The sequence below is a fragment of the Streptomyces sp. AcH 505 genome (assembly GCF_000818175.1).
Taxonomy (GTDB): domain Bacteria; phylum Actinomycetota; class Actinomycetes; order Streptomycetales; family Streptomycetaceae; genus Streptomyces.
This window is the reverse complement of sequence record NZ_JTIY01000005.1, coordinates 12,993-38,276: the sequence shown is the minus strand read 5'-3', so window position 1 is coordinate 38,276 and position 25,284 is coordinate 12,993. Positions and strand designations below refer to the sequence as shown.

22 protein-coding genes are annotated in these 25,284 nt (G+C 57.1%); 17 read left to right on the top strand and 5 right to left on the bottom strand.

Features of this window, described 5'->3' with window-relative positions; translation table 11 throughout:
- The first annotated feature begins 181 nt into the window (after window positions 1–181).
- The 4 genes from trbF to HY68_RS46245 are packed head-to-tail and all read left to right on the top strand — an operon-like array spanning window position 182 to window position 3,350.
- Entirely contained in the window at window positions 182–865 is a 684-nt protein-coding gene (trbF, locus tag HY68_RS37345; RefSeq protein ID WP_042001609.1) for a conjugal transfer protein TrbF, read from the top strand.
- Window positions 862–1,896: a P-type conjugative transfer protein TrbG gene (gene trbG, locus HY68_RS41490; protein WP_078864178.1), complete on the top strand. Its 1,035-nt coding sequence runs from the start codon at window positions 862–864 to the stop codon at window positions 1,894–1,896. Before trbF ends, trbG begins: the two co-directional genes overlap by 4 nt.
- Window positions 1,893–3,101 carry a TrbI/VirB10 family protein gene (locus tag HY68_RS41485; RefSeq protein WP_078864177.1) on the top strand — a complete coding sequence of 403 codons (1,209 nt, stop codon included), beginning with the start codon at window positions 1,893–1,895 and terminating at the stop codon, window positions 3,099–3,101. The genes trbG and HY68_RS41485 overlap by 4 nt, the downstream gene beginning before the upstream one ends.
- 3 nt (window positions 3,102–3,104) lie before the next feature.
- On the top strand, window positions 3,105–3,350 hold the full coding sequence (locus HY68_RS46245; protein WP_078864176.1) for a DUF2274 domain-containing protein: 246 nt from the start codon (window positions 3,105–3,107) through the stop codon (window positions 3,348–3,350).
- On the opposite strand, the gene HY68_RS37330 is transcribed toward HY68_RS46245, so the two are convergent.
- From HY68_RS37330 to HY68_RS37315, 4 genes are all read right to left on the bottom strand, one after another.
- Window positions 3,317–4,276 (bottom strand): LysR family transcriptional regulator, encoded by a 960-nt coding sequence (locus HY68_RS37330; protein ID WP_042001601.1) that lies wholly within the window; start codon window positions 4,274–4,276, stop codon window positions 3,317–3,319. The genes HY68_RS46245 and HY68_RS37330 overlap by 34 nt on opposite strands.
- Window positions 4,277–4,359: 83 nt before the next feature.
- The gene (locus tag HY68_RS37325) at window positions 4,360–4,992 is read right to left on the bottom strand and encodes an acyl-homoserine-lactone synthase (protein ID WP_042001599.1); all 633 of its coding nucleotides are present in this window, start codon (window positions 4,990–4,992) and stop codon (window positions 4,360–4,362) included.
- An 85-nt stretch (window positions 4,993–5,077) separates the two neighbouring features.
- Window positions 5,078–5,806: a LuxR family transcriptional regulator gene (locus tag HY68_RS37320; protein ID WP_042001615.1), complete on the bottom strand. Its 729-nt coding sequence runs from the start codon at window positions 5,804–5,806 to the stop codon at window positions 5,078–5,080.
- Between the two features lie 273 nt (window positions 5,807–6,079).
- Window positions 6,080–6,355, bottom strand: coding sequence for a hypothetical protein (locus tag HY68_RS37315; RefSeq protein ID WP_042001594.1), 276 nt, complete (start codon window positions 6,353–6,355; stop codon window positions 6,080–6,082).
- 987 nt (window positions 6,356–7,342) lie between these two features.
- Here HY68_RS37315 and HY68_RS44475 point away from each other — a divergent pair.
- The 7 genes from HY68_RS44475 (at window position 7,343) to pyk (ending at window position 16,157) form a co-directional block, all read left to right on the top strand.
- Window positions 7,343–7,516, top strand: a complete 174-nt coding sequence (locus HY68_RS44475; RefSeq protein ID WP_198533531.1) for a hypothetical protein — start codon at window positions 7,343–7,345, stop codon at window positions 7,514–7,516.
- An 870-nt stretch (window positions 7,517–8,386) separates the two neighbouring features.
- Window positions 8,387–9,304 carry a LysR substrate-binding domain-containing protein gene (locus HY68_RS37310; protein ID WP_347560694.1) on the top strand — a complete coding sequence of 306 codons (918 nt, stop codon included), beginning with the start codon at window positions 8,387–8,389 and terminating at the stop codon, window positions 9,302–9,304.
- Between the two features lie 597 nt (window positions 9,305–9,901).
- On the top strand, window positions 9,902–11,689 hold the full coding sequence (gcl, locus tag HY68_RS37305; protein ID WP_042001589.1) for a glyoxylate carboligase: 1,788 nt from the start codon (window positions 9,902–9,904) through the stop codon (window positions 11,687–11,689).
- Window positions 11,690–11,727: 38 nt separating this feature from the next.
- A complete protein-coding gene (hyi, locus tag HY68_RS37300) occupies window positions 11,728–12,498 on the top strand; it encodes a hydroxypyruvate isomerase (protein ID WP_042001586.1) in 771 nt (256 codons plus the stop codon).
- 38 nt (window positions 12,499–12,536) lie between these two features.
- Complete coding sequence (gene glxR, locus HY68_RS37295) at window positions 12,537–13,424, top strand: 2-hydroxy-3-oxopropionate reductase (RefSeq protein ID WP_042001583.1); 888 nt, start codon at window positions 12,537–12,539, stop codon at window positions 13,422–13,424.
- Between the two features lie 16 nt (window positions 13,425–13,440).
- Window positions 13,441–14,706 carry a glycerate kinase gene (locus tag HY68_RS41475; RefSeq protein ID WP_078864175.1) on the top strand — a complete coding sequence of 422 codons (1,266 nt, stop codon included), beginning with the start codon at window positions 13,441–13,443 and terminating at the stop codon, window positions 14,704–14,706.
- Between the two features lie 2 nt (window positions 14,707–14,708).
- Window positions 14,709–16,157 carry a pyruvate kinase gene (pyk, locus tag HY68_RS41470; RefSeq protein WP_078864174.1) on the top strand — a complete coding sequence of 483 codons (1,449 nt, stop codon included), beginning with the start codon at window positions 14,709–14,711 and terminating at the stop codon, window positions 16,155–16,157.
- 177 nt (window positions 16,158–16,334) lie between these two features.
- On the opposite strand, the gene gph is transcribed toward pyk, so the two are convergent.
- Window positions 16,335–17,000, bottom strand: coding sequence for a phosphoglycolate phosphatase (gene gph / locus HY68_RS41465; protein ID WP_078864173.1), 666 nt, complete (start codon window positions 16,998–17,000; stop codon window positions 16,335–16,337).
- Between the two features lie 319 nt (window positions 17,001–17,319).
- On the opposite strand from gph, the gene phnA reads away from it, so the two are divergent.
- The 6 genes from phnA (at window position 17,320) to HY68_RS37265 (ending at window position 25,233) form a co-directional block, all read left to right on the top strand.
- Window positions 17,320–18,591: a phosphonoacetate hydrolase gene (gene phnA, locus HY68_RS37285; RefSeq protein WP_042001577.1), complete on the top strand. Its 1,272-nt coding sequence runs from the start codon at window positions 17,320–17,322 to the stop codon at window positions 18,589–18,591.
- A 179-nt stretch (window positions 18,592–18,770) separates the two neighbouring features.
- Window positions 18,771–20,081 carry an MFS transporter gene (locus HY68_RS37280; protein WP_107070296.1) on the top strand — a complete coding sequence of 437 codons (1,311 nt, stop codon included), beginning with the start codon at window positions 18,771–18,773 and terminating at the stop codon, window positions 20,079–20,081.
- Window positions 20,082–20,090: 9 nt separating this feature from the next.
- A complete protein-coding gene (locus HY68_RS37275; RefSeq protein ID WP_042001574.1) occupies window positions 20,091–21,584 on the top strand; it encodes an FAD-linked oxidase C-terminal domain-containing protein in 1,494 nt (497 codons plus the stop codon).
- A complete protein-coding gene (locus tag HY68_RS37270; protein ID WP_042001571.1) occupies window positions 21,585–22,790 on the top strand; it encodes an FAD-binding protein in 1,206 nt (401 codons plus the stop codon). It abuts the gene before it with no gap.
- On the top strand, window positions 22,790–24,217 hold the full coding sequence (glcF, locus tag HY68_RS41460) for a glycolate oxidase subunit GlcF (protein ID WP_078864172.1): 1,428 nt from the start codon (window positions 22,790–22,792) through the stop codon (window positions 24,215–24,217). Before HY68_RS37270 ends, glcF begins: the two co-directional genes overlap by 1 nt.
- Window positions 24,181–25,233, top strand: a complete 1,053-nt coding sequence (locus tag HY68_RS37265) for an Ldh family oxidoreductase (RefSeq protein WP_042001568.1) — start codon at window positions 24,181–24,183, stop codon at window positions 25,231–25,233. The genes glcF and HY68_RS37265 overlap by 37 nt, the downstream gene beginning before the upstream one ends.
- Window positions 25,234–25,284 lie beyond the last annotated feature (51 nt).

The window sequence follows — 25,284 nt, the reverse complement described above, 5'->3', positions numbered from 1 at the left end:
GGCGGCCGGCCACGCGGTCCGCTCCGGTGATCACGGTGGCAGCGGTTCTTCCGTCGATTTGTCCAATGGAGAGCGCTGACATGCAGCCGCTTCGCTCTCGCCATTCGCCTTGCAGTAGCGCCTCAGACCCGCACACCGCGTAACTTGAAATTGATCCACTTAATCTCAGGGGCAATTATCGATGTTCAGACGACCTTTCGTGCATTATGGGCGTATGCCCGAACCGGTCACGCCCTATCAAAAGGCAGCGCAGGTCTGGGACGAGCGCATCGGTTCGGCACGCGTGCAAGCCAGGAACTGGCGCCTGATGGCGTTTGGCTGCCTGTTGCTGTCCGCGGGGCTTGCGGGCGGACTTGTCTGGCAAGCGAACCAAGGGTCAATCACTCCCTGGGTGGTCGAGGTCGATCACCTCGGCCAAGCCCAAAGGGTTGCGCCCGCCAACTTCGACTATCAGCCCACTGATGCGCAAATCGCTTACCATCTGGCTCGGTTTATCGAAGACGTCATGGGCCTGCCAGCGGACGGGATTGTCCTACGCCAGAACTGGCTCCGAGCGTACGATTTCACGACCGATCGCGGCGCGGCCGCGCTCAACGACTATGCGCGTAACAACGATCCCTTTGCCAAGTTGGGGAAGGAGCAGATCTCCGTCGACGTATCGAGCGTCATTCGGGCCTCGTCGGAGAGCTTTCGAGTCGCATGGATCCAGCGCACCTACGAGAACGGCTCGTTGAGCTCGACCGAGCGGTGGACCGCGATTCTATCGATCGTGATCGAGACGCCGCACGATGCCGACCGCCTGCGCAAGAATCCCCTTGGCGTCTACGTCCGCGCCATCAATTGGTCGAAGGAGTTGAGTCAGTGACAAAAATGCTTTCTGACGCATACTCGAACTGTCCGATCTCGAACAGCAGGTTCAATTCAAGCTGGTCGGGATGCGGAGCCCCGAAGCGAGCAGTTTTGTCCGCTCTGCTGCTTTGTGCTTCGGCGCTCGGCGGTTGCGCGACCTACATTCCACCCGAGATCAGCTACGACACGGAAGTTCCTGCGTTGTCGTCACCGCCAGTGCTGCTGGATGACAAATCGCGCCCCCTTCACGTTCCACCACTCTGGAAGCCAGCTCTCGGCGGCAAGGCGGGAGGAAAGGAAGAGCTTGAACCGGTGAATCGCGTTGAGACGGCAAACAGCGCAGCCCGTGTTGAGCCGCGCAAGCGAGGGTATTTCAACGCAGCGCAAATCTACGCGTACAGTCCCGGGGCTCTCTATCAGATCTACGCCGCACCCGGCCAGATCACAGACATTGCGCTCGAAGAAGGAGAGCAACTGACAGGATCAGGACCCATCGCGGCCGGAGATACCGTACGCTGGGTCGTGGGCGATACCGAAAGCGGGAGCGGGGACACGCGGCGCGTCCATATCCTGGTCAAGCCCACCCGTGCGTCAATCGAGACCAATCTCGTCGTCAATACCGATCGGCGCACCTACCTGATCGAGCTCCGTTCCCGCGAGCGGCCATACATGCCGTCCGTTGCCTGGTACTATCCGGAAACGGTCCGTGAGCGATCACGTGCAGTCGCTCTGAGACCCGTTCTTCCGGATCCGGCGCAGCGTATTTCTCGCTATGCGATCGAAGGGGATAGCCCACCTTGGCGACCGCTTGCCGCCTATGACGATGGTCGCAAGGTCTATGTCGAATTCCCGGCCGGCATCGTGCAAGGTGAGATGCCCCCGCTGTTCGTGATCGGCCCTGAGGGTAAGACTGAACTGGTGAATTATCGCGCTTACGGCAACGTGCTGATCGTCGACCGGCTCTTCGCAGCCGCCGAGCTTCGCCTCGGCGGAGAGCACCAGCAGAAGGTCAGGATTTTCAGGACCGACGGGAGGCCCTCGTCATGAACACCCTGAACGCAAATGATGAAGGACATGCGGCTCCGGCCCCGCCCTCGGGCGAGCCAACCGAGCGATTTCGGCTGAGGGCTGAGCCTCCGCGCGTGACGCGGCTGTCGCGGAAAGTTTTAGCTGGCGGAACGGCCTTCGCGTTGCTCGTCATCAGCGGAGCCGTGTTGTGGTCACTGCGGAGCAACCATCCCCGATCCCAGACGGCTGACGAGTTCTACAGCACCGACCATCACAATGTTGCCGATGGCATCACGATGCTGCCGAAGGACTACGCCGGCGCCGCACCGCAATCCGTCCCGCAGCTTGGTCCACCGCTCCCTGGCGACCTTGGCCGGCCGATCCTTGCAGCTCAAGGCCAGCTGGCACCAAGCGGCGCCGATCCGGACCAACAGCGACGAGACCAAGAAAGTGAAGCTGCCCGTGTCAGCCATTTGTTTGCTTCGACCAATGGAAGAGGAGCGCGTTCGCCGGCCGCCCCGGTTGTAGGGAGTGACCGCATTACGCCAGCGGGTCCAGGCAACAGCGACGATGGACTCACTCAGAACGGCCAGGACAGGAAGCTTGCCTTTGTGAACGCTTCTGTGGACCGTCGCACGGTCAGCCCTGACCGCATCACCAGGCCGGCTTCCCCGTATATTGTGCAGGCTGGGACTGTTATTCCGGGCGCCCTGATTACTGGAATCCGGTCGGACCTGCCAGGCCAGATCAGCGCGCAGGTTACAGAAAATGTATTTGATACACCGACCGGCCGCTTTCTGCTCGTGCCTCAGGGAGCGCGTTTGATCGGTACATACGATAGCCAGATCACCTTCGGCCAGTCCCGCGTCCTGCTTGTCTGGACCCGCCTCATAATGCCGAATGGCCGTTCTATCGTTCTCGAGCGACAGCTTGGCGCTGATGCTGCCGGGTATGCAGGCCTCGAAGATCAGGTTGATAATCACTGGGGTGAGCTGTTCAAAGCTGCGGCACTATCGACGTTTCTGGCGGTTGGGACCGAACTGGGGGCTGGTTCCGACGCCAACAGCAACGACAGCGCAATTGTCCAGGCATTGCGACACGGCGCATCGGATTCACTGAACCAAACCGGGCAGCAGGTAGTTAGGCGCAGCCTCAACATTCAGCCTACTCTTACCGTGCGGCCCGGCTTCCCGGTTCGCGTTGTCGTCAATCGTGACCTTATACTTGCGCCTTACAGAGGGTAGGAGATGCCAAAGCTTAGAATAGCAGCGCTGCCCGACGACAAGCCGGTCAAGGTCACCACTGAACTTCCGGCATCAGTGCATCGGGATCTTGTCGCCTATGCAGAGGCCATGGCGCGCGAAAGCGGGCAGCGGATCGATCCGGCAAAGCTGGTCGCGCCCATGCTGGCCCGCTTCATGGCCACGGACCGCGGCTTTGCAAAGGCAAGGCGAACCGGTCATTCCCCGAGAGCGGGCGGGGGTGAGGGATAGCGCTCAGCCAGCAGATCGAGAAAACGCTTCAGAGCCGGGTTTTCGTTGTCGTCGCGCCAGTGCGCATGGAAGTCGACCCGGCTTGGCCCCGATCCGTCCTGCAACTCCCGGTACACCAGGCCAGCGAAGCTTGCACCAATGTCCGACTCCATTACGAGACTGAGCCCCATACCCATACTTGTCAGGCTCTTGATGATGCCGCGGCTAACATCGTGGCGCTCCAACCTAGGGCGGTCGTCGGGGCGTACGAGCTTCGAGATAAGAAGATCCTCCAGCTCTCGTCCAGGGTCATACTCGCTCAGGAGGATCTTCTCGTTACGCAAATCGGTCCAGTAGATGATCTCGCGTGCTGCCAGGCAATGATCTTGGGGCAGCGAGATCAGGATGCGCTCGCTCCATAGTAGTAGTGATCTGGTGTCCTTTGAAGGCAGGCGTCCTGGGCTGATGACAACATCGACGGTGCCGTTACGCAGTGCGGTCATCAGACGCAAGCGAGAGCGTTCCATCGTTGCCAATTCAAGTTGCGGAAGCAGCTTCTTGAGCTCAGCTATCGTAGCTCGCAGATTGCCAGTGGACATGGACGTGTAGAAGCCAATGACAAGATGGCCCGTGTCGCCGCGACCACCGGATCGCCCGGTGTCAACGAGCATGTCTACCTGCTCAAGGATCAGCCGCGCAATTCTGAGAACCGCCCGACCCGCGAGAGTAGGTTTGATTCCCCCGCTTGAGCGATCAAAAAGTGACGCCCCGACCAGAAATTCAAGTTGACCAATAGAACGGCTGAGGACGTTGTGCTTGATCGAAAGCGCTTCCGCGGCCCGCCGAAAGCTGCCGCAGTCACAAGCGGCAACAGCTAGACGAAGCTGTTGCAGTTCAATGGCTCTCGCTGCGCTCAGCCGATCGCTCCTGATCCCGGTTTCTGTCATTTCAAAGCTCGATGCAAACCGCAAGACGGGAACTCCCCCGCTCGAGGCGGAGGGCCCTTATCTCATTCGGCGTGTGGGACTTTTTAGGCGGCGGCAAACATAACGGGGGTCCAAAGAACTGGCGTCGAAAGACCTCCGGCCTTGCAGAGCCTGGTGAGGATCTCGCTCGAGATCGCAAGGTAACCCGCCACGGTCACTGTGTTGCCAATCGTTGCAGGACCACCAATCCGTCGTAACGGCCAGCCGGCCCGCCGAAGGACTCTTTCCATCCGGACATCAGTGACCGTAACAATATCTGTGAGCTGTCGTGAAAGCCCGAACTCGACCATTCCGGCGAACAACTCGTATGCCGCTCGCGTTATGCCGTGATTTCCTTTGGGAGCATCGGCTGCAACATCAATTGCGAATCTGCTGCTTTCCCAGATAAGTGGCGTTGAGGGAGCAGATTGATCTTCAAGAAGGACCGGGAAGGTATCTCGAAGCATGGTCGGTCCGAGAGAGGGCAGCAGACGAACGGAACCCTGCACGCGGCCGTTCTCGGAAACCTGCGTCAGATAGATGGGATGCAGTGCATCGAACTCATCGATCTCCATGTCGCCGCTGGTTTGAACGTCCCACGCCAGACGGAGCTTGAAAACACGATGCCGCAACCGATGCATTTCAATGAGAGTGTCGGAAAACTCCCCATACGACGATGGCGCTATCAGTTGAATCATGGTCCCTCACAAAAGTGTTGCTCGACACCTTTGAAGCGGGATTGTTGGTCTACCGCATCACCTGTAGTTGCAGGGGGAACGCGCCCTAATTTTGCTTCTCTTTGCTCGCAGCCGCCATGCGCGCTACCGCTTGCACGACCGTCCGAACGCCGAGCTTTTGCTTTGTGTTCTCTAGGTAGTAAGCCACTGTGTTGCGCGAGATGCCAAGAATGCATCCGATTTCCCAAGCACTCTTACCATGAGCCGCCCATTCCAGGCATTCGAACTCCCGGGGGGATAATCGAACTCCGCCAAGAGCCGGCTCGCTCTTGAGCGCGCGGCGAACGTGAGCGTGAAAATACATTGCCATGAGTTGTAGAACACGAGCCTGCTTCTGAACACGATCCTCGAAAAATGAATTTCGACCGCGGGTCGCGAATGTCATGGCAGCCACAGGGCCGCGACCATCGTGAATTGGAACGGTAAAGCCTACGCCAATTCCAAACTGAGCCGCTTCGTCAAGCAATTGCTTCTGAGCCGGAGACGTTTGATCGGAAGCGATTTCCGGTCCCCATTTAAATGGTTCCGCAGTCCGAAGGGCCCGCGCTATGACAGGGTCTATGAGCTCATAGCGGCTCTGCATGTAGCGTGACGTCCACTCCTCTGGATACGTTGAGATAAGTCGAGGTTTTCGATCGAGCCTGTCTGGCAGTGCCAGGTAAGCGAAGCATGACAGCTCGAGATCGTTAGCAGCTACCGTCATCGTCTGGGAAAATTCAGCGGAACTGTGCGCCTCTGCAAGCGAATCTATGAAGTTTTGAAAGATGCGATGCATTGAGTCGCCGCCTTCCATCCGCTGAAATCATCGATCAATGCCGGCACCGAAAACCCGAGCCGATCGCCTGAGGGATCTGCAATGTGGATAAATCTAATAAGCTCGCGTAGCGCTATTCAAACGAATAAAAAACGAGAGGTTGCGAATATGATTCGATAGTTCGATCATGTGAACGTTTGAACAGAGGGAGCTCGATCTATCGAGTTTTAGGAGATCAACAGTAAGAGCAGCGGCTTGCCGGTTCACGCATCTCCGAAAAGCAGACCTATTCCGCTATCTACAAGCTGAGGCGAGCATATCGCGTCCCCCTTTTAGCAGTCTTACGAATGTTCCACTCATGTGAAGTTGAAGCCATTCCTTCTCAACGGCATATTTGATGCCGGCGTCGAACTCGGCACCGTTGGCCTTGAGGGTGTAAAGGAACGGCTCGTTCAACTTCTCTATGTAGATGCGGCCATCTTGGACGGGTGCAATGCCCGCAGCGAGTTCCACAAGTTTGCGCGCTGCTGCCTCTGGATTAGCGTAAAGATCACGGTCAGCACGTTTCATGTAGCACCAATTCAAATCTTGGCCAATGACTTGGCTGCTAGGTCATCGTTGCGGGAGGCGGCTACTGTCAGCCCTCATTGAGCTGCAGCTGAGCTATGCGCTGAATGCTACGATTGCCTCGCGCTCATTTCCGCGCTGTCGTTGAAGGGAAGCCAAACGTTGAGAGGTGCCGCCGCGACCACTGTCGACGCAGCGTCAACACGTCGCCGAGATGCACCGTAGCGGAAGACAGAAACTGCTCAGGGGCTCCATTTTATTCGGGAGCAAGGACCTTCTATCCAGCGTGGAGGGAGCATCAATCGAATAAATCGAAACGATATGTGAGTTTAGGTTTACGATGAGGCATGCGGTTCAATTGCGAGCGGGTGCCGTGATCGCGGTGCAGTGTGCTAGGACGGCTGCGTTTTCACAACCGTTCGGAAGCCCGGAGTACGGGCGTCGACTCAAGCAAACATGATTGCGTAAAGGGGGAGCCATTATTCCCGCGGAGGGATTGGGCTTTTTGGATCGTCTCAAGGCTGGGGCGACGCGTTTGTTCCTGTTGATTCCCCGGCAGTGCAAAATGCGGCGATCCTTGCCGCAGAGATGAGCTGTCTAAGCGAAGTAGGTCTTGCGTGCTTGATGGCACCGGCTGGATGTGTGCGCGTTGTTTGGATTGATAGCGTCATTCGCGTGGCCCATTGCGCACGAACAAGCCTGCAGAATTCCCGAAAGCTGATGGGCGATTCGTCTGAAAGACGTTAAGATCTCGCCGAATGTCGCAGCATTTATCCCGTCAGAAAAACTCACATATCGCTGCCTTCAATTCGATTGATCGTAGTGGCAATACTAGCAAAGTGACGAGGAAGGTGAATCGCGAGCCTAGTCCCGCCTGCGGTCGGCGACGCAGCCGGTTAAAGTCATGTACGAGAGTGGCGGTTGAGTATGGGTGTCGCGATCTTGGCCGCGGCGGTGACCTCGTAAAGCGCATGTACACAGAGGATCGAGATGGATTCGCAGCTTAACGACAGTTCCATAAAACTATTTGCTCTCGAAATCGACGGCGAAGTCAAAGTCGAATTTCGCACGAAGGTCGGCGCCGAACGTGCAGCGGTCGAATTGAAGCGTAGGTTTCAGACGCTTCAGATCTGCGTTTATGAACAGAAGCAAGACATCAAATGATCATACAGGGCATGCTCTACGCTGCCTGGTTGAATTGGCCGAACTCTCGGCATGTGCTGTCTGGTCGAGATGCTTTTCGACGACTTTCACGTCGGTGATTAGCTTGCGATATCACTGAATGTCGGTTGCATGGCCTAAACCACTGCTCAGAAATCTCGATGGCGCATACGGTGGAGCTTGTTGAAGGAACGGCGGGAGCTAGGCCCCATCGAATGAAGCTGGCGCGGCGCATAGACCGTTCGAAGAAGGAACTTCAGGCTACGTTGTCGCGCGGTTTGGCAACGTTTGGGGAGGTCGACCGCGCGCGATGACGCGACGTCCGGCGAATTATTGCGGTGGAATGTACAAGCGCTTCTGTGCAGTCGGTACGCCACCTTGGAACGCCGTGTAATGCGTGATCGACCAGCAAGCACCGACTAATGGAATACAACAACAACCCGACGGCGTCGCTCGGCGACGTGCGTACTGTGCTGACGCCGGATTTAGCCCAAGGTTCCTCACGAGTGTAGGACGAAGCAATCTCAATGACCGCTCCCCGAATTGAGGGCTGGTTTAAGACCCAAGAGTGACATTGCGGTCTTCGACAACTGTGATCGAGCGCTCGCTACGCGCTCTCAACTAGCAGCCTTGTATCTGGAAGGGTTGGCTAGCGCAGTTTCGCAAGCCAATGATCTTGGTGCCTGCGTCAGTCGACTGTGTCTTGGTGGTCGCGGGCGCGAATTTCGGGTTGTGGTCGAGAGCGGCACCCGAGCAGTGTCGTGCCGGACGATGACCGGGACAGCGCGGCCCCCTCGCGAACACCTCATGCAGGAAAACAGCAAGTTACGACGTTTGCGAGCGGGAGGAAAGTCGATAGTATGACAACAATCGGTGAGCGCTGGTATCAGGAAGGCCGCTGTGACTACAGAACGAGAGTTGCCTCTCATTGCTCTTCGGGCGTTCGCTGTTGCCGCTCGGGCGCAAAGCCTAAGCTCTGCTGCAAAGGAGCTTGGCGTGACTCACGGAGCGGTCAGCAAGCAAATTCGCTCGTTGGAGAATTGGCTTGGTCAACAAGTGTTCACCCGAGAAGGGAGGGGTCTGACACTTACTCCCTATGGTAAGATTCTCGCGGAACAACTAGGACAGTCCTTCAAAGATATGGGAGCCGCCTGCGAGTATGTGAGGCGGCAACGCAGCAAGACAGTCCTTGCCATTGAGGCGCCATCCACATTCGCGATGTATTTTTTGATGCCCCGACTGAAGCGATTCGAGGCGCGCCATGCCAACCTATCCGTTTGGATCTCGACGCGTATGACTGGGGAGACCCCCGACATCTCCGCTAATGACCTTGTCATAACGAGAGGCTCTGCAGAGCGAATTGGATCGTACCTCAAGGACACGACGACGCTCTTCGCCGAGAACTTGACCCCCGTCAGTGCGGAAGCTCTCCTACAGCGGCGTCCTCTGAAAAAGCCAGCCGACATTCTGAAGCATTCTCTGATTACTTCGGCAACGCGGCCTGGGCACTGGGAAGCGTGGCTGCAGGAAGCTGGGGTGCGGGACTATCTGCTTGAAGGCGGGCACCGTTTTGACCACATGTTTGTGGCGATGCACGCAGTGCGTGAGGGGTTGGGATCAATCGTAGCGCCTAAAGAGTTCTTTGTTGGCCTAAGCCGATGGAAGCTCCGCTGCCCGTTTCCCGACACGGTGGTGAAGGGCGAGCAGTACTTTGCACATTCGACCTCACGAGCGGACCCCCGGCACGTCAATCGCTTCGTTAGCTGGTTGAAAGAAGAAATCGGAAAGTAGGAAAAACAGCTGCAATCGCCTGATGCCAGCGATAGCGGTTTCTTGCCCCAGATCGCCAGTTACCTTTTACTCAACTCTTGCTCTGATCTTGGCGTAGGTGAATGCCCGCGGGTCATCCGCACCGCGTACGAGAAGTAGTCCCACAGATTGGTGCATTTAATCGTTTGAGGCGAAACTCGGGTCAGCCGCTCGACTCGTTTGGTCGACGCTCAGAAGACAGGCTAGATGCGACGTGATCGAGAAAACCGTCAACCCAACATCGGCTAAGGACGTTCCTGCGCTCGCAGCGCCGGCGGAAGTTTGGCGGGACATCCCGCCTCTACACAGCAGGTAGGTCTTGAGTCATGCAATTCCTGAGTTCCTCATCTAAAATTTGGGGCGCCGCCATGTCTCGCCAGTGCTACGCGCATTAGTCGACGAATTGCCGTAAGCAGGAATCCGATGCGGCAACATCCAGCACGTGATGTCACACGCCGTGGGCCCGTCGGGTGTCGCTTTCTGATTTGGAATAAGTGAAATCATCTGCACGATATTCTCACTTGCCCCGCAAACGATGCAAATAGCCAAACGCAATCAAGTTATGCGGGAGGCAACGTCGTGGCGAAAATGCGAGCGATCGACGCAGCGGTTTTGGTTCTCGAAAAGGAGGGCATTACTCAGGCATTCGGCGTCCCTGGGGCGGCGATCAATCCGCTCTATTCAGCTTTGAAGAAGCGCGGCTCAATTGCACACGTCCTTGCCCGTCACGTCGAGGGCGCCTCTCACATGGCGGAGGGCTACACGCGGGCAAAGGCAGGCAATATCGGGGTCTGCATAGGGACGTCGGGTCCGGCTGGGACCGACATGATTACGGGATTGTATTCTGCAATTGCGGATTCAGTCCCCATTCTGTGTATCACGGGGCAAGCGCCACGAGCAAGAATGTATAAAGAGGACTTTCAGGCCGTCGACATCGAGTCGATCGCCAAGCCGGTCACCAAATGGGCGGTGACGGTGCGCGAGCCGGCTCTGGTCCCCCGCGTGTTCCAGCAGGCCTTCCACATCATGCGTTCGGGCCGCCCGGGGCCCGTGCTCATCGATTTACCCGTAGACGTCCAGCTTGCGGAAATCGAGTTCGACGGAGACACCTATGAACCGCTGCCGGTTTACAAACCCGCCGCCACGCGGAAACAGATCGAGAAAGCCCTCGATATGCTCAATGCTGCGGATCGTCCGCTGATAGTCGCCGGCGGTGGCATCATTAATGCCGACGCATCGGATCTGCTGGTAGCCTTTGCGGAAGCTGTCAACATACCCGTTGTACCAACTCTGATGGCATGGGGCGCGATTCCCGACGACCACCCACTTATGGTCGGCATGGTCGGTTTGCAGACCAGCCATCGGTACGGCAACGCTACCATGCTGGAGTCTGACTTCGTCCTTGGCATCGGCAATCGATGGGCAAACCGCCACACCGGCTCGATCGAGACCTATACACAGGGGCGTAAATTCGTCCACGTTGACATAGAGCCAACCCAGATTGGTCGCGTTTTCAACCCGGATCTCGGCATCGTCTCCGACGCAAAGGCCGCGCTGGAATTGTTTGTGGAGGTGGCTAGGGATTGGCGCAAATCGGGCAAGCTAAGGATACGTCAGGCATGGCCGATCGCCTGCCAAGACCGCAAGCGGACGATGCTCCGCAAAAGTCACTTCGATAACGTTCCAATGAAACCGCAGCGCGTTTACGAGGAAATGAACAAGGCATTTGGCCGCGACGCTCGCTACGTAACTGTCATTGGCTTGTCTCAGATCGCCGGCGCGCAATTCTTGGGCGTTTATCGTCCACGAAACTGGATCAACGCTGGACAGGCCGGTGCTCTTGGATGGACTTTGCCCGCCGCACTTGGAGTCCGCGCAGCAGATCCTGACAGCGACATCGTGGCTCTATCTGGAGATTACGACTTTCAGTTCTTGATTGAAGAGCTTGCTGTCGGGGCACAATTCAATCTCCCGTACATCCATGTGGTGGTCAACAACAGCTATCTGGGCCTCATCAGGCAAGCTCAACGCGGGTTCGACATGGACTATCAGGTCCAGCTCTCATTCGAGAATGTGAATGCGCCCGAGCTCGGGGTGTATGGGGTTGACCATGTCGCTGTGGCTGAAGGGTTGGGATGCAAGGCGATCCGCGTGCGCAATCCGGACGAAGCACCGGCAGCCTTCGCAAAGGCACGCGATCTGATCCGAGAGTTCAAGGTGCCCGTGGTGGTGGAGTTCATTCTCGAACAAGTGACCAATATCGCCATGGGGACCGAAATCGACAACATCGTCGAGTTTGAAGAGGTCATCGATTTGCCGATCGATGACGCGGCTGCACCAATAGTGACAGAGTCCCCACAGTCTTGAAATCCGGATGCAATCCATTGAGCTGGAAGGATCGCAAGGTGCCGAAATTCGCTGCCAACTTGAGCATGCTGTTCACTGAATTACCGTTCCTGGAGCGGTTTGGCGCTGCGAAGGCAGCGGGGTTCGAAGGGGTCGAATTTCTCTTTCCCTATGAGTTCGAGAAGGCCGCTCTGGTAGAGCAACTTTGCGAACACAGTCTAGTCCAAGTGCTCCACAATCTCCCGGCAGGCGATTGGTCTGCTGGCGAGCGTGGTATTGCAATCTATCCGGAACGCGTTTCTGAGTTTCGCGACGGAGTCCAGAAAGCAATCGACTATGCCACAGCGCTCGGTTGCAAGCAGTTGAACTGCCTCGTCGGAATCTCCAGAACCAGCGGGAGTGAGCCGCTATATCGAGGCACGCTCGTCGAGAATTTGCGTTATGCAGCAAAAGAACTCGCGAAACGCGGGATAAGGCTGCTCATAGAGCCCATCAACACGCGCGATATTCCAGGCTTCTTTCTGACAGGGACCCAACAGGCAGCGAAGATCATCGACGACGTCGGGTCGGACAATCTGTTCATTCAATATGACGTCTATCACATGCAAGTCATGGAGGGCGATCTCGCCCGAACCATTGAAAAGCATTTCGCTCGAATCGCGCATGTGCAGCTTGCGGACAATCCGGGCCGTCACGAGCCGGGAACGGGCGAGATCAACTACCCCTTCCTGTACGAGTTCATCGACAAGATCGGCTACACGGGTTGGATCGGGGCTGAGTACAAGCCCATGACCGAAACCGGCGCGGGACTCGGTTGGTTGCCGAAGTGAAAAGCCTTCCATCCTCAAGGTGATTTAGGGAGTTTTCGATGTCTAAGAAACTGGGTTTCATCGGATTGGGCACGATGGGCGCGCCGATGGCCGGTCATCTGATCGACGCCGGTCACGAGGTTCACCTCTACACCATTGAGGGCGTGCCGGCTGACCTTGGCAAAAAGGGCAAGGTCGCGAAGAGCGCCGCCGAAGTGGCGAAGAATGCCGACATCATCATCATCATGGTGCCGGATACGCCGCATGTCGAATCCGTATTGTTCGGAGAGAACGGCGTCGCCGACAATCTCGGCAAGGGCAAGATCGTCGTCGACATGAGTTCGATCTCGCCGATCGAAACCAAGAAGTTCGCCGAGAAGGTCGAAAAGCTCGGTGCGCGTTATCTCGATGCGCCGGTCTCCGGTGGCGAAGTCGGCGCAAAGGCGGCCTCGCTAACCATCATGGTCGGCGGCCATGAAGAGGACTTCGTGACCGTCAAGCCGTATTTCGAACTGATGGGCAAGAACATCACTCACGTCGGCGGCAACGGCGACGGCCAGACCACTAAGGTCGCGAACCAGATCATCGTGGCGCTTAACATCGAGGCCGTGGCCGAAGCTCTGATCTTCGCGTCGAAAGCGGGTGCAGACCCGGCCAAAGTGCGCAAGGCGCTGATGGGCGGTTTCGCAGCTTCGCGCATTCTCGAAGTGCACGGCGAACGCATGATCAAGCGTACCTTCGATCCAGGCTTCCGCATCGAGCTGCATCAGAAAGATCTCAATCTCGCGTTGCAGGGTGCCAAGGCGCTCGGCGTGGCGTTGCCGAACACTGCCATGGCGCAGGAGCTGTTCAACAGCTGTGCCGCCAACGGCGGCAAGGCGTGGGATCACTCTGGCATGGTGAAGGCTCTTGAGCTCCTAGCTTCGCATCAGATCGCCAAACCGTGACGACCAGGAAGCGACGATGACCCTCGACTGTCGCGATCTGCTTCTCAGAATGTTCAAGGCAGCGATTGATTCTGCGTCGCCAGAGATATGCTTGCCCGACTTTCTGCCACCTCGGTCAAAAGGGCGTACAATAGTTGTAGGCGCCGGAAAGGCAGCGGCCGCGATGGCTGCCGCGGTCGAAGCGCACTGGGATGGTCCGCTCGAAGGCGTGGTGATCACGCGAGACGGGCACGGCGTTCCTTGCCGGAGCATCGAGGTTGTTGAAGCATCACATCCCGTTCCGGACACCCGCGGCTTAAGTGCCTCTCGCCGAATAATTCAAAAGGTCTCCCATCTCAGTTCGAATGACCTCGTTCTGGTGCTGATTTCGGGCGGGGCATCCTCGCTGCTTGCTCTCCCGGCTGACGGAATTGATATCGAGGACAAGCGAGCAATCAACAGAGCCTTATTAGTCAGTGGCGCGCCTATCGGCGAGATGAACATTGTGCGGAAGCATCTGTCCGCCATCAAAGGGGGTCGGCTCGCTGCTGTTGCCGCGCCGGCCAAGATTTTCACATTGGCGATCTCGGACGTTCCGGGCGACGACCCCGCGGTGATCGGGTCGGGGCCGACCATCGGCGACCCGTCAACCGGTGCAGAAGCCCTAAACATCTTGTCGAAGTACAACATTACGATTCCAGCCTCCATCCGGAGACATCTGGAGGGCAAGACATCGGAAACGCCGAAACCTGGTGATGCCTGTTTTGAGAATTCCTCGTACCGGATTATCGCTACGCCTCAAAGCTCTCTGGAAGCCGCAGCGCGGATTGCCCGCGATGCGGGTGTTGCGGCGCTCATTCTGGGCAGTGCGATTGAAGGAGAAGCTCGCGAAGTCGGTATCGTGCATGCCGGCATCGCCCGTCAATGTAGCGATTGGGGTCAACCTCTCGAGATCCCGTGTGTGCTGATCTCAGGTGGAGAAACGACGGTTACCGTGCGTGGAAAGGGGCGAGGCGGTCGCAATGCTGAATTTCTGCTGAGCCTCGCTGTCCGGGCGCGGGGCGGCGTTTGGGCATTTGCTGGCGACACCGACGGCATAGATGGAAGCGAGGACAATGCCGGCGCAATCCTGCAGCCAGACTTTTGGGATCGATGTCACGAACGCGGCCTCAATCCTCATGCAAGCCTGGACGACAATGATGCCTACAGCCTGTTTTCGGCAATTGATGCACTCGTCGTTACAGGTCCTACCCTGACGAACGTCAATGACTTCAGAGCCGTCCTCGTGACAAAGCGGAGTTGACTGTGCGCCGTTCGAGAAATGCCAAGATCATCGCCACGCTTGGGCCGGCCAGTTCAACTCCCGAGATGATCCTCGCCTTGTTTGAAACTGGGGTTGATGTCTTTCGTCTCAATTTTAGCCACGGAACGCGCGAGGATCACCAAGCTCGGTTCGAGGCGATCAGGTGGATCGAATCGGTAACCGGCCGTCCGATCGGAATCCTGATGGATCTCCAGGGTCCAAAGCTCCGCATAGGGTCTTTTAAAGACGGTTCAGTCGACCTTTCCTTTAACCGCGAGTTCAGGCTCGATCTTGATCCGGCTCCCGGTGACCCGAACCGTGTGTGTCTCCCGCACCCTGAGATTTTCACGGCGCTCGTCCCCGGCACCGATCTGTTGGTGGACGACGGCAAGATGCGGCTCCGAGTCGTCGATTGCGGGGCAGACTTCGCCCTGACGCAAGTCAAGGTGGCCGGAACGATCTCGGAGCGTAAAGGTGTCAATCTTCCGAACGTCGTGCTGCCCATATCGCCATTAACGGCGAAGGATCGCAGTGACCTTTCGTTTGGTCTCGAACTCGGCGTCGATTGGGTCGCTCTATCTTTCGTACAACGCCCGGAAGATGTCCTGGAGGCCAGGGACCTGATCGGTTCGCGCGCCCTTATCATGTCGAAGCTCGAAAAGCCGGCTGCGATCGACAATCTTGATGAAATTGTGGCCTTGTCTGACGGCATCATGATCGCGCGCGGCGATTTGGGGGTTGAAGTCCCGTTAGAACGGGTGCCAATTTTGCAGCGGCGGATATTGCGTGTGTGCCGATCTCAGGGAAAGCCCGTGGTCGTCGCAACGCAGATGCTTGAGTCGATGACGTCGTCACCTGTTCCGACGCGGGCGGAGGCATCCGACGTGGCCGCAGCCGTTTTTGAAGGCGCCGATGCCGTAATGCTGTCAGCGGAGTCGGCTAGCGGACGCTATCCCTGCGAAGCGGTGCGCGTGATGAATTCAATTATCGAGGGAGCCGAGGGAGAAGCCCACGCCGGGCTTTACAACGAGATCAAGCGTGACAAGCCGCGCCAAAGTCATGCCGACGCGATATGTTCGGCTTTGGGAGTTACAGCGCATCTCATCGAGGCAAAAGCCACGGTTGCCTATACCAAGTCTGGATCATCAACCATCCGAGCAGCGCGAGAGCGACCACCGGCACCAATATTGAGTCTGACTCCTTCCATCTCGACAGCCCGTCAGCTTGCTCCGGTATGGGGTGTCCATTCGCTTGTCGTGAACGAAATTGAAGACGAGGCGTCAATGACGCAGTTAGCTTGCAATGCGACGCTCGGCGCGGGTTTCGGCAAAGCTGGCGACAATATTGTGATTATCGCAGGGATTCCGTTTGGCGTTTCGGGCACGACCAACTTGCTTAGAACCGCGACGCTGCCGGAGCCTTCGGATGGCAGCGACAATCGTCGTTCTTAACAGACCCGCTTCTTGCTACGCCCGCATAGCCGCCGATTGGCCCGGATTTGGCCGTGAAGACAGCCGGATACGCTAAGGCTCAGCTCGAGCGACAAGCTATGGTTTTTCTGCCGGTATAAAAAGTCGTGGTCACGAACGACTCCGTCATCGATCGCATCGTCATAATTGGTCCGCCGCCTAATCCATGACAAGCGCCAAGAGGTCGCCGAACCGATCGATGAGGCCATCGGCATTGAACTCGGAGGGTGGTTGATGATGGTAGCCATAGCTGACTGCGACACAGCGCATACCTGCCGCGCGAGCAGCTTTTACGTCGTGCATGTTATCGCCAACCATCAGTATCTGGCCGGGCTCGAGGTCGAGTTGTCTGGCCGCTTCCAGAAGCGGTGCCGGGTGAGGCTTGCGCTCTTGAAGAGTATCGCCGCCGACAACTACCGAGAAAAACTGGGATAGAAGCAGTGACTCCAGGATCTGTCTCGCCGCGCGAGCCGGCTTGTTGGTCACAACGCCAAGCTTAAATTTCCTCCGGTGCAGCATACCGAGCGTTTCGCGCACATCTGGGTAGCAGCGGGTCAATGCTGCCGGATTTTGCTGGTAGATCTCGAGAAAGCGCGGGACCCATACATCGGCCTTCTCTGGATCCCCATTCGCCGCAGCGAGGCCCCGTTCAACCAGTTTGGGCACGCCATCCCCTATCATGGCTTTGATCTCCTCTGCACCAATCGAGCAGAGCCTTAGCTCGCTCAGCAGTTGATTAAGCGCGGCTTGAAGGTCTTCAGCACTGTCCACCAACGTGCCGTCGAGATCGAAGATGATTGCTTGGACTGGAAAAAAGTCGGGCATGGCTCAACGTAAGAATTTTGCCTGGAGAATCTCAATCGAAAAAATTGCACCGGCGTGTGAGATTGAGTCCTCTTGAATGCGAAGCTGGGTAAGCTCGCTTGGAGCACCCATCCGCTGCCGACGCTCGCGAGTCGATGTCCCCACAGTCGCGTCGAGTGAAATGACCGTCATCATGTCACTGCGCAGAGCGCATTGTCGCAGAAGTGACTGATCTTTGCATGTTACTTAAACTCACACACGGGAGCGGCTTATTCGATTGAAAGTCGCACACTTCGCGATAATTATTCCGCACCTTACTCGTGCCACCAAAAGGTAGACCATGGCAAAAACTTCCGCATTATCGACCGACCAAGACGGACATTCGGTCACCGTCAATCAGCGACAATACGCGCTTCCGAAAACACCGACTGTTGTTGTCTGCGTCGATGGCTTCGATCCCGCATATCTCACACACGGAATCGAGAACGGTATCCTTCCCGCGATGAAGGCGATCAAGGAAGGTGGTTATCTGGGTTACGCCAAGTGCTCGATGCCGAGCACGACGAACACGAACAACACCTCCATCGTGACTGGCGTGCCGCCCGCAATTCATGGGATCAACGGCAACTACTATCTCGACAGCGAGACAGGCGAAGAGATCATGGTCACCGACGCAAAGCGGTTGCGTTGCGGGACGATTCTGGGAGCTGTGAGCGGGGCTGGCGTTTCGACGGCCGTCGTTACGGCCAAAGACAAGCTTCTCAAGGTGCTCGCCTACAACATGAAGGGCGTCGCCTTCTCTGCTCAGAACGCAAACGACGCAAAGTTGGATATTGATGGCTTCCACACTGCAGAAGCATTGGTTGGACGAAGCCAGCCAGATCAATATTCGGCGGACCTCTCGATTTTTGTCTTCGACGCCGGCGTCAGGCTGTTCGAGTTGAAAAGGCCGATGCTGATGTACCTTTCCACATCAGACTACGTGCAGCACAAGTACGCACCGGGCGCACCGGAATCGAATGCGTTTCTGAAAGCCGTGGATGAGCGCATTGGTAAATTGATCAAGCTGGGTGCCACCGTGGCGATCACTGCCGATCACGGTATGAACGACAAGTGTGGGCCCGACGGTGAAGCGAACGTAATCTATGTGCAAGACGAAATTTCCGCTCGGTTTGGCGAGGGGTCGGTACGAGTCATCTGTCCGATCGCGGACCCTTTCGTCAAACATCACGGGGCGCTGGGTTCCTTCGTCCGTGTGCATCTTCAGAAGCCCGGCGACGTCGGCGCGATGATGGAATTTGTTCGTGGCTTGCCTGGCATCGAACTTGTCCTCGACAAGGCTGAGGTCTGCAAGCAGTTCGATCTTCCGTTGGATCGGGAAGGCGACTTTGCCGTGTTCTCTGATCGCAACACGGTAGTGGGCGCGCGCCGCGAGGATCACAACCTGTCGGAGCTAGCCGGCGAGCGACTGCGTTCTCATGGGGGCCTCGGCGAGGAAACCGTGCCCTTCCTGGTCTCCCGACCACTTAACGACGTTTATCTGCGCAAGACGAAGAACGAAGTTCAACACAACTACGATATCTTCGACTTCGCTTTGAACGGCGTCGAGTGACTCAAAGCCGGAGCGCGAGTCACCTGCGCTCCGGCTTTTTTTCTTCAAATCTGCCCGTCCATCGCAGCCTTGAATGCGATGACGAGGCCGCGCGCAAAGCAATCCCGAAGAACGCGGCATAAGCCGTCGACTTTGCGTCATCCGAAACAACAGGGAGAAAACGAAAGGGAGGTTACGAAATGGCTACGATTGAGACTAAATCCCAACCTGCGCCGAAGATCGGCATCAGCTTCGAAGAGAGCGCGCAGGCGGGATATCGCCGCCTTCAGTGGCGGATGCTGTTGTGCGTGATGTTCATCTATCTCTTTTACTACACGGGCAGGCAGACGTTGGGATTTGCAATCCCAGGCATCCAACAAGAATTTGGCCTTAGCAAACAGCTCATCGGCTGGATCTCTGCTGGCATGCTTTGGGGATACGCGATCGGTCAAGGCATCAATGGCAATCTCGGTGACAAGTACGGTGGTCGGAAAATCGTCACCGCCGGGGCCATCTTGTCGAGCCTGATGAATTGGGTGGTGAGCTTTTCGGTCGGATTCAAGACGCTTCTTTTTACATGGTGGTTCAACGGCTACCTGCAGGCGCTCGGCTTCGCTCCTGGAAGCCGGATCATTTCAAATTGGTGGACGAAGACAGAACGTGGAAAAGTCTACGGACTCTATTTGTTTGCAGCAGGTATGTCGTCCGTCGTTACCTATGTACTTGGCCTCGTGGTCGTTGACACGTTGCATCTCGACTGGCGATGGGTGTTTCGGTTGCCGGTAATCTTGCTGTTCTTCGCCGGAATCATCTTCTATTTCATCGTGCGTGACGCCCCCGAGGACATGGGATTCAGGCGCGAGATCGAGCCTACAGACGAAAGCTCGCCCGTGGATCATGATGGGACCGAGAGTTCGTTCGTGCGATACAAGGCGATCCTCAAGACCGTAAAAATCCACATTGGCGGCCTCGCTCTGGGTTTCAATAACGCAGCACGATACGGATTGGTTGTTTGGGTTCCGGTCCACTTTACTGAAGCTGTGTCACATCTTGGTGGGGCGGCCGGCCGCCACTCGCCGTGGATATCCGTCGCGCTGCCTGTGGGCATGGCGTTCGGCACCTTGTCAAACGGCTGGATATCCGATCGTCTGTTCGGGTCCGTGCGATGGAAGCCCATCGCGCTCTACATGTTCTTCGCAGTCATTACTGCAGCGATCATGTACGATCTTCCAGTGGCCAGCCCTTGGGCGATCGTTGCGCTGTTTTTCTGTGGCTTCTGCGTCTATGGACCTCATGCGACGTTCTGGGCGTTTGTACCTGACTTGGTCGGCCATCGACGCGCGGGGACCGCGACCGGTGTCATGAATACCTACTCGTACATCTTTGCGGGGCTGGGGGAGCCACTCGTTGGCGGCGTGATCGATCATACCCACAATACGTCCGTTGTGTTCGCCGTGGTCGGTGGTGCCTGTGCGTTGAGCGGCCTATGCGCAGCTCTTATCAGAAGGTGAATAGGATCGATGTCAATTGTCATGCCGGACATCGACCACTCAGTGGTACGCCGACGAGATGAAATCGTCGACGCACTACGCGCGATCGTGCCTGGGGAGGGTGTGATCGACGCCGCAACGGAACTGAAGCCTTTCGAATCAGATGGGCTTACGGCTTATCGTGCGTTGCCTATGGTCGTCGTGTTGCCATCAACCGTTGAACAAGTCTCTGGCGTTCTGCGTTATTGTCACGACAACGGAATTAAGGTCGTGCCGCGCGGAGCTGGGACCTCGCTTTCAGGAGGCTCGTTGCCGCTTGAGGATGCCGTTCTCCTTGGCATGTCGAAGTTCAATCTTGTACTCGACATCGACTATGTGAACCGCGTAGCCGTCGTCCAGCCGGGCGTGACGAACCTTGGAGTGACGAAAGCTGTGGAGCAAAGAGGCTTCTATTACGCACCCGATCCATCATCTCAAATCGCCTGCAGTATTGGCGGGAATGTTGCAGAGAATTCCGGCGGCGTTCATTGCCTCAAATACGGCATGACAATGAATAATGTGCTGGGGGTCGAGATGGTGCTGATCAACGGCGAGATACTCCGGATCGGCGGCAAGTACTTTGATGCGGATGGCTACGATCTGCTCTCGGTCATCATTGGCTCCGAAGGGCTGCTCGGTGTTGTCACCGAGGTCACGGTCCGAATCTTGAAGAAGCCAGAGACGGCTCGGGCGGTGCTTGTTGGCTTCCCTAGTTCGGAGGCTGCAGGCGACTGTGTCGCGAGAATCATCGGGGCCGGGATCATTCCTGCCGGCATCGAGATGATGGACAAATATGCCATCGAGGCAGCCGAAGCATTCGTTCATGCCGGCTATCCGCTTGATGTGGATGCGCTTTTGATCATCGAGCTTGACGGGCCAGAGGTCGAGGTCGATTGCCTTCTCGAACAGGTGAGTTCAATCGCGCTCAAATGCGGGGCGACGGTATTGAAGGCGTCGAATTCAGAAGAAGAACGCATCAAGTTCTGGGCAGGCCGCAAGGCGGCCTTCCCGGCCGTGGGCCGGCTGTCGCCGGATTATTACTGCATGGACGGTACCATCCCTCGCGGCAAACTCCCGTTGGTGCTGTCGCGTATGCGCGAACTATCTGAGCACTATCGTCTCCGGGTCGCCAACGTGTTTCATGCGGGCGACGGCAACCTGCACCCGCTCATTCTTTACGACTCGAACGAATCCGACGAACTCGATCGGGCCGAGCACTTCGGCGCGGACATCCTTCGGCTGTGTGTTGAGGTAGGGGGCGTGTTGACGGGCGAGCACGGCGTCGGGGTCGAAAAGCGTGATCTGATGCCGGCAATGTTCAATGAAACTGATCTGGCACATCAGCAGCGGTTGAAGTGCGCCTTTGATCCGGACGGCCTGCTCAATCCAGGCAAGGTCTTTCCAAAGCTACATCGCTGCGCCGAGCTTGGTCGAATGCATATCCATGCAGGCAAACTACGTTTTCCCGACCTGCCGAGGTTCTGAATGGCGAATATGTTCAGGCCGCGCGACGAGACCGACATCGTCGACGCTATCACTTGGGCCGTGTCGCGTCAAAAAAGTTTCGATGTGATCGGGCATGGCACGAAGCGTGGAATTGGCGGCGCTCTGGAGACTGACAGCGTGCTGGACATGTCGGGCCACGTCGGCGTCGTCTTCTACGAACCGGAAGAACTTGTCCTTTCCGCGAAAGCCGGCACGCCAATGGCGGACATCGAGAAGATGCTACTCGAACATCGACAGGAATTTGCATTCGAGCCGATGGACACCGGCCCTCTCTTTGGCCAGGCCGCCGGCCAAGGAACGCTTGGCGGGATGCTATCCATCAACTTCTCTGGCCCTCGTCGTATCAAAGCTGGCGCCTCACGCGATCACACCCTCGGGATGAAAGCCGTCTCTGGCCGCGGTGAAGCGTTCAAGGCCGGGGGACGAGTGGTGAAGAACGTGACAGGCTATGATCTGCCGAAGCTGATGGCGGGCTCATTCGGTACCCTTGCCGTGATGAGCGAACTGACATTTAAGGTGCTGCCTGTTGCCGAAAGCAACGAGACGTTATTCGTGCTCGGCCTCTCCGATGCACATGCAATCGAAGTCATGGCCGCGGCGATGGGTTCCGCTTGTGACGTATCCGGCGCGGCACACGCTCCAATGGACGTCGCCGCTCATCTGCCGTTCAAGACCAACAGCGCGATTACGGCGCTTCGCCTTGAAGGTATCGCCAGATCCATCGCCGATCGTCGCGTGAAACTCGAGGCGATGTTCAAGTCGCTGGGAATGTTAGTGGTCCTGAGGGACACGGAATCGCGCCTGTTCTGGAATGCTGTGCGCGATGCTGCGCCCTTCACGCTGCGTCCCAGCAATGCGCTTTGGCGAATCTCGGTGACGCCCAGTGAAGGCGCAAAGATCGGTGAGCGAATAGCGTCCGCCACCGGCGCACGCATTTTATACGATTGGGCGGGCGGATTGCTTTGGGTTGAAATGCCGGACGCGCGGCACCAGGATGCCGTCGTGCGAAGCGCGGTGCGTCGGAGCGGCTACGCAATACTTGCGCGAGTGGACCCGTCATCGCGTGGCATCGCGTCTACCTTCGGTGAACCGGAAGCGGGAATCTTAAAAGTGATGAAAAAACTCAAGCAGAGCTTCGATCCGCAAGCAGTGCTCAATCGCGGTCGCATGTACGTAGGCCTTTGATGCAGACCCACTTCTCACTGGCACAACTCGCCAATCCGAATATCGAAGAAGCTAACAAAATACTGCGGAGCTGTGTGCACTGCGGTTTCTGCACTGCGACCTGCCCAACTTATACCCTTTTGGGCGATGAACTCGATTCTCCGCGTGGACGCATCTATCTTATCAAGGAGATGCTTGAAAACGATCGTCCAGCGGATGAGAAGACAGTCAAGCACATTGATCGATGTCTTTCCTGTCTCTCCTGCATGACAACGTGCCCGTCCGGGGTACACTATATGCACCTGGTGGATCAGGCGCGCGCGCATATCGAAGAAACATACACTCGCCCAATTTTCGATCGTGTGTTTCGCCTCGCATTGGCAAAGCTGCTACCCCATCCGGGCCGATTTCGTCTCGCGCTTGCCGCCGCGAAAATCGCGAAGCCGTTCGAGAAACTTTTCAGCAAGTTCGGAATGACCCCGGTCGCGGCCATGCTGGCGCTTGCGCCGTCGCACGTACCATGGACAACGATCGCGCGGTCAAAGCATGTCTTTCCTGCCAGCGGCGAGCGCAAGGGGCGCGTGGCGCTGCTTTCCGGTTGCGTTGACAGCGTTGTTAGGCCATCGATCCGAGAGGCTGCGATACGCTTGCTCAATCGAACCGGGATCGAAGTGGTATTACCAGTCGGCGAAGCTTGTTGCGGTTCACTTACACATCATATGGGACGGGAAAATGAAGCTCTCAGGTTCGCCAAGAACAATATCGACGTCTGGATTCGTGAGCTCGAAGCGGACGGCCTTGACGCCCTGCTTATGACCGCATCGGGCTGCGGTACGACCATCAAAGACTACGGCTTTATGCTTCGAAACGACCCGGAATATGGAGAGAAAGCTGCGAGAGTATCGTCACTCGCGATGGACATCTCCGAATACCTGGTCAAGATCGGTCCCGCGGCGCCGGAGACATCGAAACTGCTTGCGATCGCGTACCATTCCGCTTGCTCGATGCAACACGGACAACGCATTACTTGGCAACCCAAAGAACTATTGGCAAAGGCTGGTTTTACGGTCCTGGATGTTCCGGAAGGTCATTTGTGCTGCGGCTCTGCAGGAACCTACAACATGCTGCAGCCTGAACTCGCAAAACGGCTATTGGCGCGTAAAGTTGAAAACATCGAAAAGCTGAAACCGCAGATTATCGCGACAGGCAATATTGGTTGCATAACCCAGATTGCGACCGGGACCGCCATTCCCGTGGTTCACACCGTTGAGCTTCTTGATTGGGCGACGGGCGGTCCGATTCCAGCCGAGTTAGAGAAACGGACTCCGATAGCATCCGAGTGTGGGACACCTCATCCGGCCCAGCGAACTAATACATGCCTTCATGAGATCGTTGACTCAGGAGAAGCACAGTGCCGAAAGTTCATGCCGACCGCCTACGAGAGCTGACCGAGGCGCTTCTTGTCTCAGCCAATGTGCCCGCGGAAGAGGCTGAGATTGTCGCGCGCCACTGTGTCAGTGCTAACCTAGCGGGCCATGACTCTCATGGCATCATTCAAATTCCGACTTACCTTGATCGGATGAAGGCCGGACACATCGTGCCGGGCGCTCCCTGGACGGTAACGCAGGAATCTCCGACCACGACCGTGATCGATGGCAATTGGGGATTTGGTTACGTCGTCAACGAGCGGGCGATGCAAATCACCATCGAGAAGGCAAAAACTACGAATATCGCGGCTGCGACCGTGTTCCGGCAAAGCCATATTGGCCGATTGGCATCCTATCCGTTGATGGCGGCGGAGGCAGGTATGATCGGCATGATCTGGGCTGACTCCGGCCGTTCGCCGAAAGGTGTAGCGCCGTTCGGCGGCCGCGAGGCTCGCCTTGGCACCAATCCCTGGTCGATCGCCGTTCCCTCGACCCTCGCGGGTCCTCTTTTCATTGATATGGCGACGTCGGCGGTCGCGATGGGAAAGGTGAAGCTTGCTGCCGCCCGCGGCCAGTCCATCCCACAGGGATGGATCGTTGACAGCAAAGGCCATTTGTCGACCGATCCCAACCAAGTCAAAGGTGGAGCGTTGTTACCTCTGGGCGGTCCTTCCGAAGGTTATAAGGGCTACGGTCTGGCAGTGATCGGCGAGATTCTCTGCGGAGTCCTTACGGGCCTGGGATTCGGCGTCGAACCGTCAGGACGCCACAATGACGGTTGCTTCATGATAGCTATCAAGGTCGAGGCTTTCCGATCGCTGCCGGCCTTTAAGGAAGAGGTTACTGATCTCGCACATTACCTGAACGACACGCCACCGTCCGTCGGCAGCCAAGGCGTGCTCTATCCCGGTGAAATCGAGCACCGGAAGGAGGCCGAGCGTCGCCGTGATGGCATTGAGATCGAGGACGCGACCTGGAAACAATTGGTCGACTTGGCCGGGGAACTGAGATTGCCCGAAGAACTCTATGTAGGCTAGCCGTCGGTTTCGCTAGGCCGTCAACTCGCCTTAGCTCGCCTCCGCCATCCA

Coding starts and splice junctions, on each gene's coding strand:
- trbF (WP_042001609.1), top strand. CDS start 182: ATGTTCAGACGACCTTTCGTGCATTATGGGCGTATGCCCGAACCGGTC.
- HY68_RS41485 (WP_078864177.1), top strand. CDS start 1,893: ATGAACACCCTGAACGCAAATGATGAAGGACATGCGGCTCCGGCCCCG.
- HY68_RS46245 (WP_078864176.1), top strand. CDS start 3,105: ATGCCAAAGCTTAGAATAGCAGCGCTGCCCGACGACAAGCCGGTCAAG.
- HY68_RS37330 (WP_042001601.1), bottom strand. CDS start 4,276: ATGACAGAAACCGGGATCAGGAGCGATCGGCTGAGCGCAGCGAGAGCC.
- HY68_RS37325 (WP_042001599.1), bottom strand. CDS start 4,992: ATGATTCAACTGATAGCGCCATCGTCGTATGGGGAGTTTTCCGACACT.
- HY68_RS37320 (WP_042001615.1), bottom strand. CDS start 5,806: ATGCATCGCATCTTTCAAAACTTCATAGATTCGCTTGCAGAGGCGCAC.
- HY68_RS37315 (WP_042001594.1), bottom strand. CDS start 6,355: ATGAAACGTGCTGACCGTGATCTTTACGCTAATCCAGAGGCAGCAGCG.
- HY68_RS44475 (WP_198533531.1), top strand. CDS start 7,343: ATGGATTCGCAGCTTAACGACAGTTCCATAAAACTATTTGCTCTCGAA.
- glxR (WP_042001583.1), top strand. CDS start 12,537: ATGTCTAAGAAACTGGGTTTCATCGGATTGGGCACGATGGGCGCGCCG.
- HY68_RS41475 (WP_078864175.1), top strand. CDS start 13,441: ATGACCCTCGACTGTCGCGATCTGCTTCTCAGAATGTTCAAGGCAGCG.
- gph (WP_078864173.1), bottom strand. CDS start 17,000: ATGCCCGACTTTTTTCCAGTCCAAGCAATCATCTTCGATCTCGACGGC.
- phnA (WP_042001577.1), top strand. CDS start 17,320: ATGGCAAAAACTTCCGCATTATCGACCGACCAAGACGGACATTCGGTC.
- HY68_RS37280 (WP_107070296.1), top strand. CDS start 18,771: ATGGCTACGATTGAGACTAAATCCCAACCTGCGCCGAAGATCGGCATC.
- HY68_RS37275 (WP_042001574.1), top strand. CDS start 20,091: ATGTCAATTGTCATGCCGGACATCGACCACTCAGTGGTACGCCGACGA.
- HY68_RS37270 (WP_042001571.1), top strand. CDS start 21,585: ATGGCGAATATGTTCAGGCCGCGCGACGAGACCGACATCGTCGACGCT.
- glcF (WP_078864172.1), top strand. CDS start 22,790: ATGCAGACCCACTTCTCACTGGCACAACTCGCCAATCCGAATATCGAA.